The sequence below is a fragment of the Nonomuraea sp. NPDC050328 genome, assembly GCF_044459405.1.
Classification (GTDB): Bacteria; Actinomycetota; Actinomycetes; order Streptosporangiales; family Streptosporangiaceae; genus Nonomuraea.
The window spans coordinates 150,348-164,382 of record NZ_JBITIW010000004.1; the positions used below are offsets into that span (position 1 = coordinate 150,348).

The 14,035-nt window shown below is 71.2% G+C and carries 18 protein-coding genes; 7 read left to right on the top strand and 11 right to left on the bottom strand.

Annotation, left to right across the window (positions count from 1 at the left end; all coding sequences use genetic code 11):
- Positions 1 to 97: 97 nt before the first annotated feature.
- Entirely contained in the window at positions 98 to 346 is a 249-nt protein-coding gene (locus ACIBG7_RS16905) for a hypothetical protein (protein ID WP_397336785.1), read from the bottom strand.
- Complete coding sequence (locus tag ACIBG7_RS16910; RefSeq protein WP_397336786.1) at positions 307 to 570, bottom strand: hypothetical protein; 264 nt, start codon at positions 568 to 570, stop codon at positions 307 to 309. The genes ACIBG7_RS16905 and ACIBG7_RS16910 overlap by 40 nt, the downstream gene beginning before the upstream one ends.
- A 108-nt stretch (positions 571 to 678) precedes the next feature.
- On the opposite strand from ACIBG7_RS16910, the gene ACIBG7_RS16915 reads away from it, so the two are divergent.
- On the top strand, positions 679 to 1,476 hold the full coding sequence (locus ACIBG7_RS16915; protein WP_397336787.1) for a class I SAM-dependent methyltransferase: 798 nt from the start codon (positions 679 to 681) through the stop codon (positions 1,474 to 1,476).
- Between the two features lie 53 nt (positions 1,477 to 1,529).
- Here ACIBG7_RS16915 and ACIBG7_RS16920 read toward each other — a convergent pair whose 3' ends face one another.
- Positions 1,530 to 2,174 (bottom strand): GNAT family protein, encoded by a 645-nt coding sequence (locus tag ACIBG7_RS16920; protein ID WP_357928560.1) that lies wholly within the window; start codon positions 2,172 to 2,174, stop codon positions 1,530 to 1,532.
- A gap of 64 nt (positions 2,175 to 2,238) precedes the next feature.
- On the bottom strand, positions 2,239 to 3,477 hold the full coding sequence (locus ACIBG7_RS16925; RefSeq protein ID WP_357928563.1) for a pyridoxal phosphate-dependent aminotransferase: 1,239 nt from the start codon (positions 3,475 to 3,477) through the stop codon (positions 2,239 to 2,241).
- Positions 3,478 to 3,557: 80 nt separating this feature from the next.
- Here ACIBG7_RS16925 and ACIBG7_RS16930 point away from each other — a divergent pair, with 80 nt between their 5' ends.
- The 3 genes from ACIBG7_RS16930 to ACIBG7_RS16940 all read left to right on the top strand — a co-directional run bounded on the left by ACIBG7_RS16930 (position 3,558) and on the right by ACIBG7_RS16940 (position 6,190).
- Positions 3,558 to 4,487 (top strand): LysR family transcriptional regulator, encoded by a 930-nt coding sequence (locus tag ACIBG7_RS16930; RefSeq protein WP_357928566.1) that lies wholly within the window; start codon positions 3,558 to 3,560, stop codon positions 4,485 to 4,487.
- Positions 4,488 to 4,527: 40 nt separating this feature from the next.
- On the top strand, positions 4,528 to 5,193 hold the full coding sequence (locus ACIBG7_RS16935; protein ID WP_397336788.1) for a ribonuclease HII: 666 nt from the start codon (positions 4,528 to 4,530) through the stop codon (positions 5,191 to 5,193).
- A 64-nt stretch (positions 5,194 to 5,257) separates the two neighbouring features.
- Positions 5,258 to 6,190 carry an LLM class flavin-dependent oxidoreductase gene (locus tag ACIBG7_RS16940; protein ID WP_397336789.1) on the top strand — a complete coding sequence of 311 codons (933 nt, stop codon included), beginning with the start codon at positions 5,258 to 5,260 and terminating at the stop codon, positions 6,188 to 6,190.
- 12 nt (positions 6,191 to 6,202) lie between these two features.
- Here ACIBG7_RS16940 and ACIBG7_RS16945 read toward each other — a convergent pair whose 3' ends face one another.
- Positions 6,203 to 6,589 (bottom strand): SCO5389 family protein, encoded by a 387-nt coding sequence (locus tag ACIBG7_RS16945; RefSeq protein ID WP_357928572.1) that lies wholly within the window; start codon positions 6,587 to 6,589, stop codon positions 6,203 to 6,205.
- 67 nt (positions 6,590 to 6,656) lie between these two features.
- Positions 6,657 to 7,580, bottom strand: coding sequence for an ATP-binding protein (locus ACIBG7_RS16950; protein WP_397336791.1), 924 nt, complete (start codon positions 7,578 to 7,580; stop codon positions 6,657 to 6,659).
- Positions 7,581 to 7,645: 65 nt separating this feature from the next.
- Between ACIBG7_RS16950 and ACIBG7_RS16955 the strand changes: the two genes are divergently transcribed.
- Complete coding sequence (locus ACIBG7_RS16955) at positions 7,646 to 8,071, top strand: tetratricopeptide repeat protein (RefSeq protein ID WP_397336792.1); 426 nt, start codon at positions 7,646 to 7,648, stop codon at positions 8,069 to 8,071.
- A gap of 4 nt (positions 8,072 to 8,075) precedes the next feature.
- Here ACIBG7_RS16955 and ACIBG7_RS16960 read toward each other — a convergent pair whose 3' ends face one another.
- From ACIBG7_RS16960 to ACIBG7_RS16975, 4 genes are read right to left on the bottom strand one after another with little or no spacing between them, the layout of a single operon-like run.
- A complete protein-coding gene (locus ACIBG7_RS16960) occupies positions 8,076 to 8,453 on the bottom strand; it encodes an Rrf2 family transcriptional regulator (RefSeq protein ID WP_357928579.1) in 378 nt (125 codons plus the stop codon).
- Positions 8,450 to 9,343 (bottom strand): ABC transporter permease, encoded by an 894-nt coding sequence (locus ACIBG7_RS16965; RefSeq protein ID WP_357928581.1) that lies wholly within the window; start codon positions 9,341 to 9,343, stop codon positions 8,450 to 8,452. The genes ACIBG7_RS16960 and ACIBG7_RS16965 overlap by 4 nt, the downstream gene beginning before the upstream one ends.
- Positions 9,333 to 10,118, bottom strand: a complete 786-nt coding sequence (locus tag ACIBG7_RS16970) for an ABC transporter ATP-binding protein (protein WP_357928584.1) — start codon at positions 10,116 to 10,118, stop codon at positions 9,333 to 9,335. The genes ACIBG7_RS16965 and ACIBG7_RS16970 overlap by 11 nt, the downstream gene beginning before the upstream one ends.
- A gap of 13 nt (positions 10,119 to 10,131) precedes the next feature.
- The gene (locus ACIBG7_RS16975) at positions 10,132 to 11,160 is read right to left on the bottom strand and encodes an ABC transporter substrate-binding protein (protein ID WP_357928587.1); all 1,029 of its coding nucleotides are present in this window, start codon (positions 11,158 to 11,160) and stop codon (positions 10,132 to 10,134) included.
- Positions 11,161 to 11,295: 135 nt separating this feature from the next.
- Between ACIBG7_RS16975 and ACIBG7_RS16980 the strand changes: the two genes are divergently transcribed.
- A complete protein-coding gene (locus ACIBG7_RS16980; protein ID WP_397336793.1) occupies positions 11,296 to 11,862 on the top strand; it encodes a L,D-transpeptidase family protein in 567 nt (188 codons plus the stop codon).
- Here ACIBG7_RS16980 and ACIBG7_RS16985 read toward each other — a convergent pair.
- On the bottom strand, positions 11,859 to 13,250 hold the full coding sequence (locus ACIBG7_RS16985) for an LCP family protein (protein WP_397336794.1): 1,392 nt from the start codon (positions 13,248 to 13,250) through the stop codon (positions 11,859 to 11,861). The genes ACIBG7_RS16980 and ACIBG7_RS16985 overlap by 4 nt on opposite strands.
- Before the next feature lie 126 nt (positions 13,251 to 13,376).
- On the opposite strand from ACIBG7_RS16985, the gene ACIBG7_RS16990 reads away from it, so the two are divergent.
- Positions 13,377 to 13,973, top strand: coding sequence for a class I SAM-dependent methyltransferase (locus ACIBG7_RS16990; RefSeq protein WP_397336796.1), 597 nt, complete (start codon positions 13,377 to 13,379; stop codon positions 13,971 to 13,973).
- Positions 13,974 to 14,035: the final 62 nt, after the last annotated feature.

Below are 14,035 nucleotides of genomic sequence, written 5' to 3' on the forward strand. Positions count from 1 at the left end.
AGAGGCATGGTCCCACGGGGGCGGCCATGCCTTCCAGATACCGGCGGGGCCGGGCGGTGGGTGTTTCCCGCCCGGCCCACGACGGGCCGACGTGCGGTTACCAGCGGCCTCTGACCACGTTGGAGTTCTTGGACAGGCGGGGGTAGCCGGGGCCGTCGAAGACGACCTTCACGTAGATCTCGTCCCCTTCGGTGTCGAGGTTGGAGCTGCGGTCCTCGTCGAGGGCGGAGCACGGCAGGGTGGGCTGGGCCGTGACGACCAGGCCGCTGCCGTACCGGCTGGCGGTGAGGGCGGCGTTAGGGGCCTTCAGGATGCGGTTGTCGTAGACCAGGTCGTCGGCCCACACCTCGATCCGGGCGACCGCCCGTTGTCGATCTGATACTGCGCCTGCGCCTGTGCCATGCCCACCGAGGTGAGCACGGTGAGCCGGCACTGGCCGCCGCCGGCCTGCTGGATGGTCAGCCGGGGCGAGGCCATGACGCCGGGCTTCGGATCGGCCTGGGCCGGAGCGGCACCGAGACCGAGGATCGCGGCGACCGCGCCGAGCAGGGCGAGAGAACGAACGGACATGAGCTGCCTCCTGAATGGTGCTTCGTGGAAAGTAAGAAATGGTGACTATTTATCGGCGTTCCACCGGGTTCCGCCCCGGTTCCACGACGGGGCACGTAGGGTCGGCTCATGGCCGAGGACGTCTGGACGCGCGGGGACGCCTACGAGCGGTACATGGGCCGGTGGGGCCGGCTGGTGGCCGCGGAGTTCGTGCCCTGGCTGCGGGTGCCGGCGGGTGGGCGGTGGCTGGACGCCGGGTGCGGGACGGGGGCGCTGGCCGCGACGGTGCTGGGGGTGGCCGAGCCGGCCGAGGTGGCGGGGATCGACGCCTCTGCGGGGTTCGTGGCGCATGCGCGGGGCCAGGTGAGTGATCCACGGGCGCGGTTCGAGGTGGGGGACGCCCAGGCGTTGCCGTACCCGGACGACCGGTTCGACGCGGCGGTCTCCGGGCTGGTGGTGAACTTCCTGCCCGAACCCGAGCGGGCGCTGCGGGAGTTCGTGCGGGTGGTGGCGCCCGGCGGGGTGGTGGCGGCGTATGTGTGGGACTACGCCGAGGGGATGGGGATGATCCGGTCGTTCTGGACGGCCGCTCTGGCGCTCGATCCGGACAGAGGGTCGGAGGCCGCGCTCTTCCCGCTGTGCCGGCCGGGGCCGCTGGAGGAGCTCTGGACAGGGGCCGGGCTGCGCGAGGTGGCGGTCGAGGCGATCGAGGTGGCGACCGTCTTCCGCGACTTCGCCGACTTCTGGACGCCGTTCCTCGCCGGGGTGGGTCCGGCGCCGGCGTACGTGGTGTCACTGGGCGAGGAGCACCGGGCCGACCTGCGCGAGCGGCTGCGGGCGAGCCTGCCGGTGGCGGAGGACGGGTCGATCGCGCTCAAGGCTCGCGCGTGGGCCGTGCGCGGGCTGGTCGGGCCGGAAAAGAGTTGACGCCCGGCTGGGGGTTCCAGCCGGGCGTCCGCGAAACGAGTCGGAAGATCGGTCTAGGCCGCCTCGACGAGTCCGAGGCGCTGGGACAGGCGATCACGGATCGCCGGCCATTCCTCACGCAGGATCGAATAGAAGGCGGTATCTCGGACCGTGTCGTCGGCCCCCCTGCTCTCCGCCCGGCGGACCCCGTCGAAGTGCGCGCCGAGCGCTTCGATGGCGGCTCGCGACCGGACGTTGCGCACGTCGGCCTTGAGCGTGATGCGGTGGACGTTCCAGGTGTCGAAGGCGAGCGAGAGCATCAGGAACTTGCTCTCCCGGTTGACACCCGTGCCCTGGGCCGAAGCGGCCAGCCAGGTGTAACCGATGTCGGCCACGGACGGAACGTCTCCCACGAGGCTCCGAACCCCGGGAGGCCAGGGCATGGGGCCCTGCCAGTACTCGAGGTTCATCAGACGGGTGGCACCGACGATACGGTCGGTGTTCAGCCACCGGACGGCGAAGGGCATCGCGAGACCCTCCGCCTGCTCAGCCATGGCGGCCTCCACGTAGGAGGCCATCTCGTCCCACCCATGAGGGACGCGAGTGAAGGCATACGTGCTGCGGTCTTCACTCGCCGCGGCTACGAGGTCATCGACCACCGCGAGGCTGAGAGGCTCCAGGCGCACAAGGCGCCCGGACAAGGTGACAAGAGCGGGCATGAGCACATGATGGGGCCTGCCGGCAGTGCTCGGTACCAGCTAACCATCCCGGAATTCTGCAACTTTATGCAACCTGCTTGTTTTCCCTGGTCAAAGCGGTCAGACCGGTGCTCAGGAAGGCCAGGTTGGCGGCTATCCAGGGCAGTTCGAGGGGGTTGTCGGCGGCCAGCGCGTCGAGCCTTTCCTCGGCCAGTTCGCCGTAGAGCAAGCTGGTCGCGACGCGCACCCGCGCGTGCTCCGGTTCGTCGCCGAAAGCATGGCCAGGCAGGACACCGATGCCGTGCTCGTTGAGAAGGATCTTGGTCAGTTCGGCCGATCCACCGAGCCCGAAATGTGAAAAATCCGGGTAGAGGTAGAAACCGCCCTGAGGCGGCGCGACGACCGCTCCGGCCTGGATGAATCTTTCGCAAACTTCTCGTGCGACGAGGCCGTGGAGTCTTCTGCTGCGCTCGACATGGGCCACCAGATCGGCCGGCTCCTCGAAGGCGAGGGCGGCCGCGGCCTGCACCGGAGCGGCCGGCGCGGACCAGATCTCGCTGGCGACGGCCAGCAGGGTCCGGCGCAGGTCGTGCGCTCCGTCGGGCAGTCGCGCCACGCCGATCCGCCAGCCGCCGAGCGCGAGGCTCTTGCTCAGACCGGTGGTCACCACGGTCCGCTCGGGCGCGAGGTCGGCGGGCGAGAGGTAGGGCAGGGCCGGGTCGTGCACGAGGTCGCGGTAGATCTCGTCCGAGATGATGACCAGGTCAAGCTCGCGCGCGACCGCGACGAGCCGCTCGATGGTCGCGGGGGTGGCCAGGCGTCCCGTGGGGTTGTCCGGGAGGGTCACCAGGATCGAGTGGACGATGCGGCCCTCGGCGCGGGCCCGCCGTACGGCGTCGAGGACGAGCTCGGGGTCGGGCACGCCGCCCTCGCTCGCCTGGACCAGGATGGAGCGGGAGCCGACCAGGTCGGCCTGCGCCGCGTAGCTGACCCAGCTCGGCCTCGGCAGCACGATGTCACCGCCGAGCACCAGCAGCAGCGCGTAGAGCAGCGACTTGCTGCCCGGTCCGCAGACCACCAGCTCGGGATCGGTCTCCAGGCCCCGCCGGCTCCAGTAGCCCGCCGCCGCCGCGCGCAGCTCGGCCGCTCCGGCGACCGGCCCGTAGCCGTTGCGTCCTGAAGCCTCGACGAGCCGGTCGCGCAGCGCCGGGTGGACGGGCAGGCCAGCCTCGCCGAAGGCGAGGTGCAGCACACGTTCCCCGGCGCGTCGTCTTCGTTCGATGTCCTCGTTGGCCGCCAGTGTGGCGGAAAGGGTCACGGTCATGTTTGTCACGTTCCCAAGATGGTTGGATGAAAGGCATCACCACAAGCGAGGCTTTTGGTGGGTAGGCATAAGGAAGAGTGATGCTCGATCTGCGGAGACTTGTCCTGATCCGCGAATTCGCCCGTCGGGGCAGCATCGCGGCGACGGCCGCATCCCTGGGTTACAGCCCGTCGGCGGTCTCCCAGCAACTGGCCGCGCTGGAGCGGGAGGCGGGCGCGGTGCTGCTCGACCGGACCGCGCGCAGCGCCGAACTGACCGATGCCGGACGCCGGCTGGTCCAGCACGCCGAGCGCATCCTGACGATGGTGGAGGAGGCCGAGTCCGACCTTTCCGCGCATGCCGGCAAGCCGTCCGGGCGGGTCGTGCTCACCGCCTTCCCGACCGCCGCGGTCGCCTTCGCTCCCGCGCTGGCCCGGTCCCTGCGTCGCTACACCGAGCTCACCCTGCGCCTGGGGCAGTCGCGGTCCGGGCGCGGCATGCGCGAGGTGCAGTCGGGCGAGGTCGACCTCGCCCTGATCGACAGTTGGTACGGCAGGACCCGGGCCTTCGAGACGTTGCGCGTCTTCCCGCTGCTGCACGACCCTCTGGTGCTGGTCGTGCCGCGCAAGCACCGGCTGGCCGACCCCGCGGTGCCGATCGACCTGCGCGAGCTGCGGGACGAGCCGTGGATGGCCACGCCCGACGGCGAGCCGTCGCGGCTGGCGGTCGACCGGCTCTTCGTCGACGTCGGCGGCCCGCGGCCCACGCCGTGGGAGTTCGAGGGCCTGGGCACGATCCTGTCGCTGGTCGCCAAGGGCATCGGCATCGCCGCGGTGCCCGCGCTGGCGCTGGCGGCGGGGGTGCGCGGCATCGCGGTGCGGGAGTTCCCCGGCAACCAGGTGGCGCGGGAGGTGCACGCCGTGGCGCGCGAGGCGTCGGTGCACCGGCCCGCGGTCATGGTCACCCTGCGCGCGATCCACGTGGCCGCCCGGCTGCTGGCCTCCGACCTGGAGCCCGTACGGCTGGCCTGACCCGGCTCCCGGCCCGGGCCGGTCCGGCTAGCCTGATCGGGTGCCCACGTATGACATCGAACGGTTGCTGACCGCCCGGCCGGGGACCCTGGTGGCGGGGGTGGACGAGGTCGGCCGGGGCGCCTGGGCCGGCCCGGTGCTGGTCTGCGCGGTCGTCACCGACCTGTCCGAGCCGCCCGCCGGGCTCACCGACTCCAAGCAGCTCTCGGCCGCCCGCCGCGAGTCGCTGGCCGCCGAGATCGCCACGTGGGCCACCGGCATCGGGTACGGCGAAGCCTCCCACGAGGAGATCGACACCCTCGGCATGACCGAGGCGTTGCGCCGGGCCGCCCGCCGGGCGCTGGAGGCGCTGCCCGCGCGGCCCGACTTCGTCATCCTCGACGGCTCCCACGACTACATCGGCCCGCCCTGGCCGGTGCGGCTGGAGGTGCGCGGCGACGCGGCCTCGATCTCGGTGGCCGCCGCCTCCGTGCTGGCCAAGGTGCGGCGGGACGCGTTCATGGCGACGCTGGGCCGGGCGGAGTTCGGCTTCGCGGAGAACGCGGGTTACCCGTCGCCGGTGCACCAGGCGGCGCTGGCCGAGTTCGGGCCGACCGAGCATCACCGGTTGTCGTGGTCGTATCTCGACGACCTGCCGCAGTGGCGGCACCTCAAGCGACACCGCGATCCGCTCGCCGGGGAGGGCCAGCTCTCGCTCTTCGGGTAAGAGCTGGGGTGTGCGGATCGGGATATTTCTCATCGCGGCCGGTTTTCCCGGCATTCCTCCGGAAGTGACCCTCAACCAGACCCTGGACGCCGTCGTGGCCGCCGAACAGGCCGGGTTCGACGACGTGTGGCTCGCCGAGCACCACTTCATGTCCTACGGCGTCTGCCCCTCGCCGGTCACGCTCGCCGCGCTCGCCCTCGGCCGGACCCGGCGCATCGGCCTGGGCACCGCGGTCAGCGTGCTGTCCACGCAGCACCCGGTCGCCCTGGCCGAGCAGGCGGCGATGCTGCACCACCTGTCCGGTGGCCGCTTCACGCTCGGGGTCGGCCGGGGCGGGCCGTGGGTGGACCTGGAGGTCTTCGGCACCGGCGTGGAACGGTTCGAGCGCGGCTTCCCCGAGGCGCTGGACCTGCTGTGCGCCTGCCTGTCCGGCGAGCGGGCGGTGGCGGCGGCGGGGGAGTTCTTCGCCTTCCGCGAGGTGGCGATGGTGCCCGCCGCGCGGCTGCGGCCGGTGGTCGCCTGCACCTCCGAGCCCACCGTACGGCTGGCCGCGGCCCGCGGGTTGCCGATGCTGCTCGGCATGCACCTGGACGACGCGGGCAAGCGCGAGATGCTCGACTCCTACGGCGGCTCGCCCGCCGAGCACGTGGCGGTGGTGGTGGCGCACGTCGCCGGCAGCACGGCCGTCGCGGTGCAGGAGGTCAGGGAGCAGATGCCCGCCTGGCTGGAGCCGGGCCTGGCGGGCTACGTCACCGTGGACGGGCGGGAGCGGACGCGCCGCGACACCGGCGCGTACGTGGACTTCCTGACGCGGGTGCACCCGGTGGGCTCGCCCGAGCACTGTGCCGAGGTGATCGCGCGCACCGCGCAGGCCACCGGGCTGCGGCGGCTGCTCCTGATGGTCGAGGCGACCGGCGATCCGGCCGGGTCGATCCGGCGGCTGGGGGCCGAGGTGCTGCCCCGCCTCACCGGGCGGGCGGGGCCGCCCGCCCGGTGAGGAGCAGGAACGTCAGCAGTCGACGAGTTCCGGCTTCTGGTTGAGGATCTGCGCGCGGGGCGTCACGAACTCGCGCAGCGCGCTCTCGGCCGACGGGTCGAAGACGGCGACCCGGTGGCAGTTCTGGAAGGCGAGCCGTACGCCGAAGTGACGCTCCAGCGCGCTGCGCATGGCGTCGCTGGCCAGGCAGCGCAGGAGCTGCCCGCGGGCCGCCTCGTCGGGCGGCGGGACGTGGTTGTCGGCGAACTCGGCGCCGGTGGTCTCACGCTGCTGGACCAGGCCGCTGATCACCGACCAGGCGTACGGCAGGGACTCGCGGACGCAGTCCACGAAGGCCTGGTCGTCCACCTCACCGAGCTTGGCCTGGTCGAGCAGATCGTTGGGAACGGTCAGCGACATGCTGTCTCCTCTCGAAGGGATCTCTTTGACGCTAGGTTCTCCGGGGGAAGCCGCAAAGGGGACAAAACTAGATCCTTCCGTACACAAACCCCGGGTCGATCTGGTCGGCGAGGTCGCGTCCGGTCCGTGCGTCACCCCAGGCGCGGGCGTTCTTCAGGTGGAACTCGGCGGCCTGGCGGCCGAAGCGCGCCCAGTCCTTCTCCTGCGAGTCGAGGTGCTTGAGCACCATCGCCAGGGCTTCTGAGTTGGCCGGCTCCAGGTCGTCGAGCTCGAAGGGCCGGCCCTGCTCCAGGGCGCGGACGGCGGCGGAGTGCTCCATCCAGGTGAGCAGCGCATCGCCCACGTGCTCGCGCAGGAACTCCACGTCGTGCGCGGTGTGCACCTTGTTGCCGACCACGGCCAGGCTGACGCCGAAGTCGGCGGCGTGCTCGCGGTACTGCTGGAAGACGCTCACCCCCTGCCGGGTCGGCTCGGCGACCAGCACGGTCAGGTCGAAGCGGGTGAACAGCCCCGAGGCGAAGGCGTCGGCCCCGGCGGTCATGTCGACCACCACGTACTCGTCGTGTCCGTCGACGAGGTGGTTGAGCAGCAGCTCCGCCGCGCCGATCTTGGAGTGGTAGCAGGCGACGCCCAGGTCGTCCTCGCTGAACGGCCCGGTGGCCATCAGCCGCAGGCCGTGCGGGGTCTCCATGGTGTACGGCAGGCCGTCGAGGCCGAGCAGGCGGGAGCCACGGCCGGGCGGGGTGGTCTTGAGCATCTCCTCGGCGCTGAGGATGCGCGGGTTGTCGCCGCGCAGGAACTCCTTGATCTCGTTCAGGTGCGCGCCGAGCGGCTCCGGCTGCCGGTCGAGGCCGAGGACCAGGGCGAGGTGCTGGTTGATGTCGGCGTCGATGGCGACCACCGGCCGGCCCTGCCGGGCGACGAACCTGCTGAAGAGCGCGGAGAAGGTGGTCTTCCCGCTGCCTCCCTTGCCGACGAAAGCCACGCGCACGGCGGCACCTCCTGGTCCGAAATGAAAACCGTTTCCGTTGCCGACGATGATGACATACTGCGCGCATGTCTGATGAGGAAAAGCTGAACGACTTGCTGGCGCGGCTCGCCGAGCGCCCGGATGATCCGGATTTGTTGCGGCAGACCGCCTACCAGCACGACCGGATGGGGCTGGAGCACGAGGCGGTGCCGTACTACGAGCGGGCCCTGGAACTCGCGCAGGAGGACCGGCTGGGACTGTGGACCGGCTACGGCAGCACGTTGCGGGTGATCGGGCGCTTCGAGGACGCGGTGGCCGCCTTCGACCGGGGGCTGGCGGAGTTCCCCGGCGATCCGGCGCTGCGCGCCTTCCGGGCGATGGCCTGCTACAACCTGGGGCGCTCCCGCGAGGCGGTCGGGGAGTTGCTGCACCTGCTGGCGGAGAAGGAGCAGTTGGGGGGCTACGAGCGGCCGGCGGCCTACTACGCCGACCACCTCGACGAGACGGTCTGAGCGCTCAGGGCCGGACGATCTGGGCGAAGGTGATCTCCGTGAGCAGCCGCTCCTCGTGCTCGCGCAGGGCGTTCCAGACCTCGGCCAGCGGCTGCGCCACCCCGGGGTAGTCGGCCTGGTACTCCGGCCGGCCCTCCACGACGTCGATCACGTCGGCCAGGGTGATGTCGGCGGCCGGGCGGGCCAGCCAGTAGCCCCCGTCCGGCCCCCGGAGGCTGTGCACGATCCCGGCCCGGCGCAGTTGCAGCAGGATGTTGTCGAGGAAGCGGCGCGGGATGTGCTGGGCCAGCGCGATCCGCTCGGCCGGGACGGGACCCGGCGGGGCGGCGGCCAGCTCGCTCACCGCCCGCAGGGCGTACTGGGTCCTCGCGGAGAGCCTCATCGTTCCTGGTGCAGGCCCCAGCGGCGGCGCAGCGACAGGTCGGCCGCCTCGAAGAGCAGGTCGATGAAGATGCCGATCGCCAAGATGACGATCATCGTGCCGATCAGCCCCGGCGAGTCGGACAGCTCGCGCGCGATGGCGAGCTGCTCGCCGAGCGAGGCCTGGTAGGCGATGATCACCATCAGCTCGCCGGCCATCAGCGAACGCCAGGCGAAGGCCCAGCCCTGCTTGAGCCCGGCCAGGAAGCTGGGCAGCGACGCGGGCAGGATGACGTGCCGGTAGAGCTGCAGCCGGCGGAAGCCGAGCACGTGCCCGGCGCGCAGCAGCAGCGGCGGCGTGTAGTCCACACCCGCGATCAGGCCGTTGGCGATCGACGGCGCGGCGCCGAGGATGACCACGAACTGGATGGCCGACTCGGTCAGCCCGAACAGCAGGATCGCGAAGGGGAACCACGCGATCGACGGCATGGTCTGCAGGCCGGTGATGAGCGAGCCGAACGCCGCGCGCAGGATCTTGATCCGCGACACCGAGGCGCCGATGACCAGGCCGATCAGCACCGCGAGCGCGAACCCGGTGACCGCGCGCCGCATCGTGGTGGCCAGCGCCTGGTAGAACTCGGGCTCGCCGAGCCGATGCCACAGCTCCTGGAAGGTGGTGACCGGACCGGCCAGCACGTACTCGGGCCAGCGCCCGCTCAGCACCACGAGCTGCCAGACGGCCAGCACGAGCGCCACCGCGGTCAGCATGGGCCAGGCGCGTCCCCAGATCCGGCCGGCCAGCCCGGCCCGTTGCTCGGTGACCAGTTCGAGGGCGTCGAGCCCGGTGATGCGCCGCTCGTGCGAGGTGGTGTCGCGGTCCTGCGACGGGGTGTCCTTGACGTCAAGAGCCATGGCGGGAGACCTCCTCGCGCAACCGGTCGGTGATCTTCCCGGCGAGCGTGGCGACCTCCGCCGAGTCGGTACGGCGGGGCCGGGCCAGCTCGACGGGGAACTCCTCGACCACCCGGCCGGGCCGGCTGCTGAGCAGGATGACCCGGTCGCCCAGCCGCACGGCCTCACGGACGTTGTGCGTGACGAACAGCACGGCCAGCTCGCGCTCGCGCCAGATGCGCTCCAGCTCGTCGTGGAGCAGGTCGCGGGTCATGGCGTCGAGCGCGCCGAACGGCTCGTCCATCAGCAGCACCCCGGCGTCCTGGGCGAGCGCCCGGGCCAGGGCGACGCGCTGGCGCATGCCGCCGGACAGCTCGTGCGGGCGCTTGGCGCCGAAGCCGCCGAGGTGCACGAGGTCGAGCAGCTCCTCGGCTCTGGCCTGCCGTACCGGCTTGGCGATGTCGTCGGCGCGCATGGCCATCTCGACGTTGGCCTGGACGGTCAGCCAGGGGAAGAGGGCCGGCTCCTGGAACATCATGGCGATGCGGGAGCCGGAGGTGGCGATCTCGCCGCTGCTGACCTGGTCGAGCCCGGCGACCAGGTTGAGCAGCGTGCTCTTGCCGCAGCCGGAGGCGCCCAGCAGGCAGACGAACTCGCCGGGCCGTACGGACAGGGAGACGTGGTCGAGGGCCAGCAGGCTGCGCGCGCCGTGGCCGTAGATCTTGGAGACGGCGTCCAGCCGGACCGCGTGGCCGTCGGTCCGGCTGGTGGCCTGCTCCGTGAGCGGAGCGGTCATGTGGGGTGGCCTCCTACTTGTCGGCGATCGACTGCTGGCCCTGGGCGGTCAGGATCTCGTTGAGGAGCTTCAGGTCGTAGATGCCGGTCAGGTCCACCGGCTCCAGCAGCCCGACCTGGACGGCGTGCTCGGCGCTGCCGGTCAGCGACGAGGCGATGGGGTCGTTGGTGAAGGTGATGTTCTTGAACGCGCTGTCCAGGACCTCGGGCTTGAGCGGCTTCTGGGTGAGCTTCTCGATGGCGGCGTTGACGGTCTGGGCGGCGGCCTTGGGGTCGGCGTTGATGAACGTGGTCGACTCGACGTGCGCCTGGATCAGCTTCTTGAGCAGGTCGGGGTTCTGCTCGGCCCAGGCCTGGCGGACGATCAGGTGCGTGATCACGAACTGCTTGTCCGGCCAGAGCTCGCGCTCGTCGAGCAGGATCTTGCCCTTGCTCTCCAGGACCAGGCGGCTGGCGAAGGGCTCGGGGACCCACGCGCCGTCGATGTCGCCGGTGGCGAAGGTCTGCAGGGTCTGGGAGTTCTCCTGCGGGACGATGTGCACGTCGCCGCCGCCCTTGGTGTCGGTGTTCAGGCCGTTCTGCTTGAGCCAGTAGCGCAGGGCGACGTCCTGGGTGTTGCCGAGCTGCGGGGTGGCGATCTTCTTGCCCTTGAGGTCGGCGACGCCGTTGATCTCGGGCTTGGTGACCAGGTAGACGCCGCCGGAGGCGGAGCCGGCGACGATCCTGATCGCCTCGCCCTTGGACTTGGCCCAGGCGTTGATGGCGGGGTTGGGGCCGATGTAGGTGGCGTCGATGGCGCCGGAGAAGATCGCCTCGATGGCGGCGGGTCCGGCGTTGAAGGTGCTGGTCTTGACCGGGACGCCCAGGTGCTTGGCGTAGAAGCCCTTCTCGACGCCGACCAGGGCGGTGGAGTGGGTGATGTTAGGGAAGTAGCCGAGCCGCACCTCCTTGGCGGCGCCGCCCGCGCCGGTCTCCGCGCCGCTTCCGCAGGCGGCCGCCAGGAGGGTGAGCGAGAGGGCGGCGACCACCGCGCGGATCTTCATGGGTTCTCCCTAATTCCTACTTAATCAGTCGGCTATGTGCACATCAAAGAGCCAGATTCCCCTCTCGTCAAGTCGGAATTATGGAGAAGGTCAAGTCCGGCCTGGCCCGAAGCGCGGGGTGCTTGACTCGAAACCATGCTTGACCAGCAGATTCTGGAAGTGGAAGAGCGGCTGGCCAAGCTGCGCTTCGATCCCGGCGTGGTGGACGGGGTGTTCACCGAGGAGACCGCCACCGCGCTCTGGGCCCTGCAGAAGCTCAACGGGCTGAAGCCGGTCTCGCGGGTCACCCCCGCCACGGAGCGGGCGCTGAAGCGGCCCCGCAAGATCCGCCGGCCGGTGCGGGACGGAGTGGTCGTCGACCTCGGCGACCAACTGCTGTTCCACTACGAACGCGGCAAGCTGCGGCTGATCGCGCACGTCTCGACCGGGGCGAACCGGCACTACTGCCTGAAGGGCCACTGCGGCTACGCGGTCACGCCGGTCGGCGAGTTCCAGGTCCAGCGCCGGGTGCACGGCTGGGAGGACGGCCCGCTCGGCGCCATGTACAAGCCGGTCTACTTCAACGGCGGGATCGCCCTGCACGGCTCGGTCGAGGTGCCGAAGCGGGCCGCCTCGCACGGGTGCGTCCGCATGCCGCTGCACATCGCCGACCGGCTCTTCCCCCGCCTGCCGGTCGGCACCACCGTGCTCGTCCGGCGCTAGCCGCAGGCCTCGTCGAGGGAGACCGGGCGGTCGGGGTGCGAGGGCGCCGAAGGCCGGGCGCCGGGCGCGGGAGCCGCCTTGGCGGTCGCCGAGCGGTGCGCCGGGCGGTCGGCGATGGCGGCGTCCACCTTCTGCTGGATCAGGTCCCAGTCCGGGTAGACCGTGCTGATCAGCGGGGGCACGAACTGCAGGCTCTTGATCTGCGTGCCCTTCACCTTCGCCGCGAGGTCGATCAGCGCGGGCAGCAGGCTCTGCGGCAGGTCGGTGGAGATCGCCCGCTTAGTGGCGGTGGCGAGCTTCTCGAAGCTGTTCAGCACGGTGATCGGGTCGGCCTGCTTGGCCACCGCGTTCAGCAGGCACTTCTGCCGGCCCATCCGCACGTAGTCGTCGCTGTTGGTGCGGCTCCTGCCGTACCAGAGGGCCTCCTGGCCGGAGAGCTTGCGAGTGCCGGCGGGCAGGTAGCCCTCGCTGTACTTGCCGTAGGTGATCGGCTCCCTGATGGTCACCTTCACGCCGCCCATGGCGTCGATGATCTGCGCGAAGCCCGCCATGTCGACCATCGCGTAGTACGGCACCGGCAGGCCCAGGATGCTGCCGACGGTGCGCTTGAGCAGGGCCGGGCCGCGCTGGCCCCTGTGCACGCCCGGGACCATCTCGGGGTAGTCCTCGGCGTACTGGAAGACCTCGTTGAGCAGGCCGGGCGTGTAGGGCGGCTCGCCGGTGAAGCCGTAGGGGAAGCGCTGGCGGGCCGGGCCGGGCGGGAACTGCACGTTCTGCAGGTTGCGCGGCAGGCCGAAGAGCGTGGTCGCGCCGGTGGCGGTGTCGATGCTGGCGACGGTCATGCTGTCGGTGCGCACGCCCGGGCGGTTGGGCGCGGCGTCGGCGCCGATCAGCAGGATGTTCACCCGCTTGGCGCCGTTCCACGGGTCCTGGGCGATCACCGGGGTGCTGGTGGGGGAGAACACGCTGGTCACGACGTCGTGTGAGAGGTAGGCCAGACGGGTGGCGTAGGCGCTGGGCGCGATGATCAGGGCGCACAGCGCGGCGGCCAGGCCGATGCTGCCCACGCGGGCCCCGGGGGTGGGGTTGGCCGGCCGGACCAGGACGTAGGACCAGACGATGACGATCGTCCACACCGCGGCGACGGTGGCGAGCGCGACGGCGAAGGCGGTCAGCCAGCCCGGCTGGACCGCCAGCGAGAGCAAGCCGGGGCCGCCGACCAGCACGAGCGTGGCCACGAGCGCGGCCAGGAGCGCCCAGGCGGTCAGCAGGACCATGCCCGTGCGCTTGTGCCCGGTGGCCAGGTGGGCGGTCCCCCAGACCAGCGCCGAACCGAGCGTCAGCGCGACGCACCTACCGAGCCCGAAACCGCGCTCTCCGCCTGTCATGCCTGTTCAACCCCCGTTACCAGCAGATCTCTCACAGGCTAGTAACGGCACCTGGATGGAAGCGCCAACGTGCAGATCGGGTCTTGTCAATTCACGGGCAAGGGCTGATTGCGATATAACGCGGAGATGCGCAGGAGCCGTGGATTCGACGCCCCCGGTCCGTTCCTGGGACTGGTCCTGGGGACGTTCGTCCTGGTCGCGCTGGCGGTCGCCGGGTTCTCGACCGGGGCCGCGCCTGCAGGGGTGGCCTTCCTGGCCGGTGCGCTGTACACGGCGCTGAGCGCGGCGAGCTACGGCTACACGATGGGGTGGGGCAGGGCCAGGGTCTGGGCGGAGCTGCTGGGGCCGGGCGGTGGGGAGAGCGTGCTGGAGCTGGGCCGGAGGTCCTTGCTGGTGCGGGCTGGGTCCGCGTCCGGGGCGGCTGTCGGGGATCTGCGGGACCTGCCCTTCGCGGACGGCTCGTTCGAGGTGGTCATCTCCAGCCTGGCTCTGCGGGATCTCCGGGATGCCGAAGGGCGGGCGCGGGCGGTCGCGGAGGCCTTCCGGGTCGTGCGGCCGGGCGGGCGGGTGCTGCTCGCCGAGGTCCGGGGGAGCGAGGCGGACGAGGAGGTCCTGCGCGGGCTCGGCGGTGCCGACGTGCGGCGGCGCAACCTCGGCTGGCGCGCCTGGTACGGCGGGCCGTGGTTCGCGACCTGGCTGGTGGAGGCCCGCAAACCGAGCTGAGCCACCTTGCTGGTGGAGGCCCGCAAACCGAGCTGAGCCTCCTTGCTGGTGCCCAGGCTCGT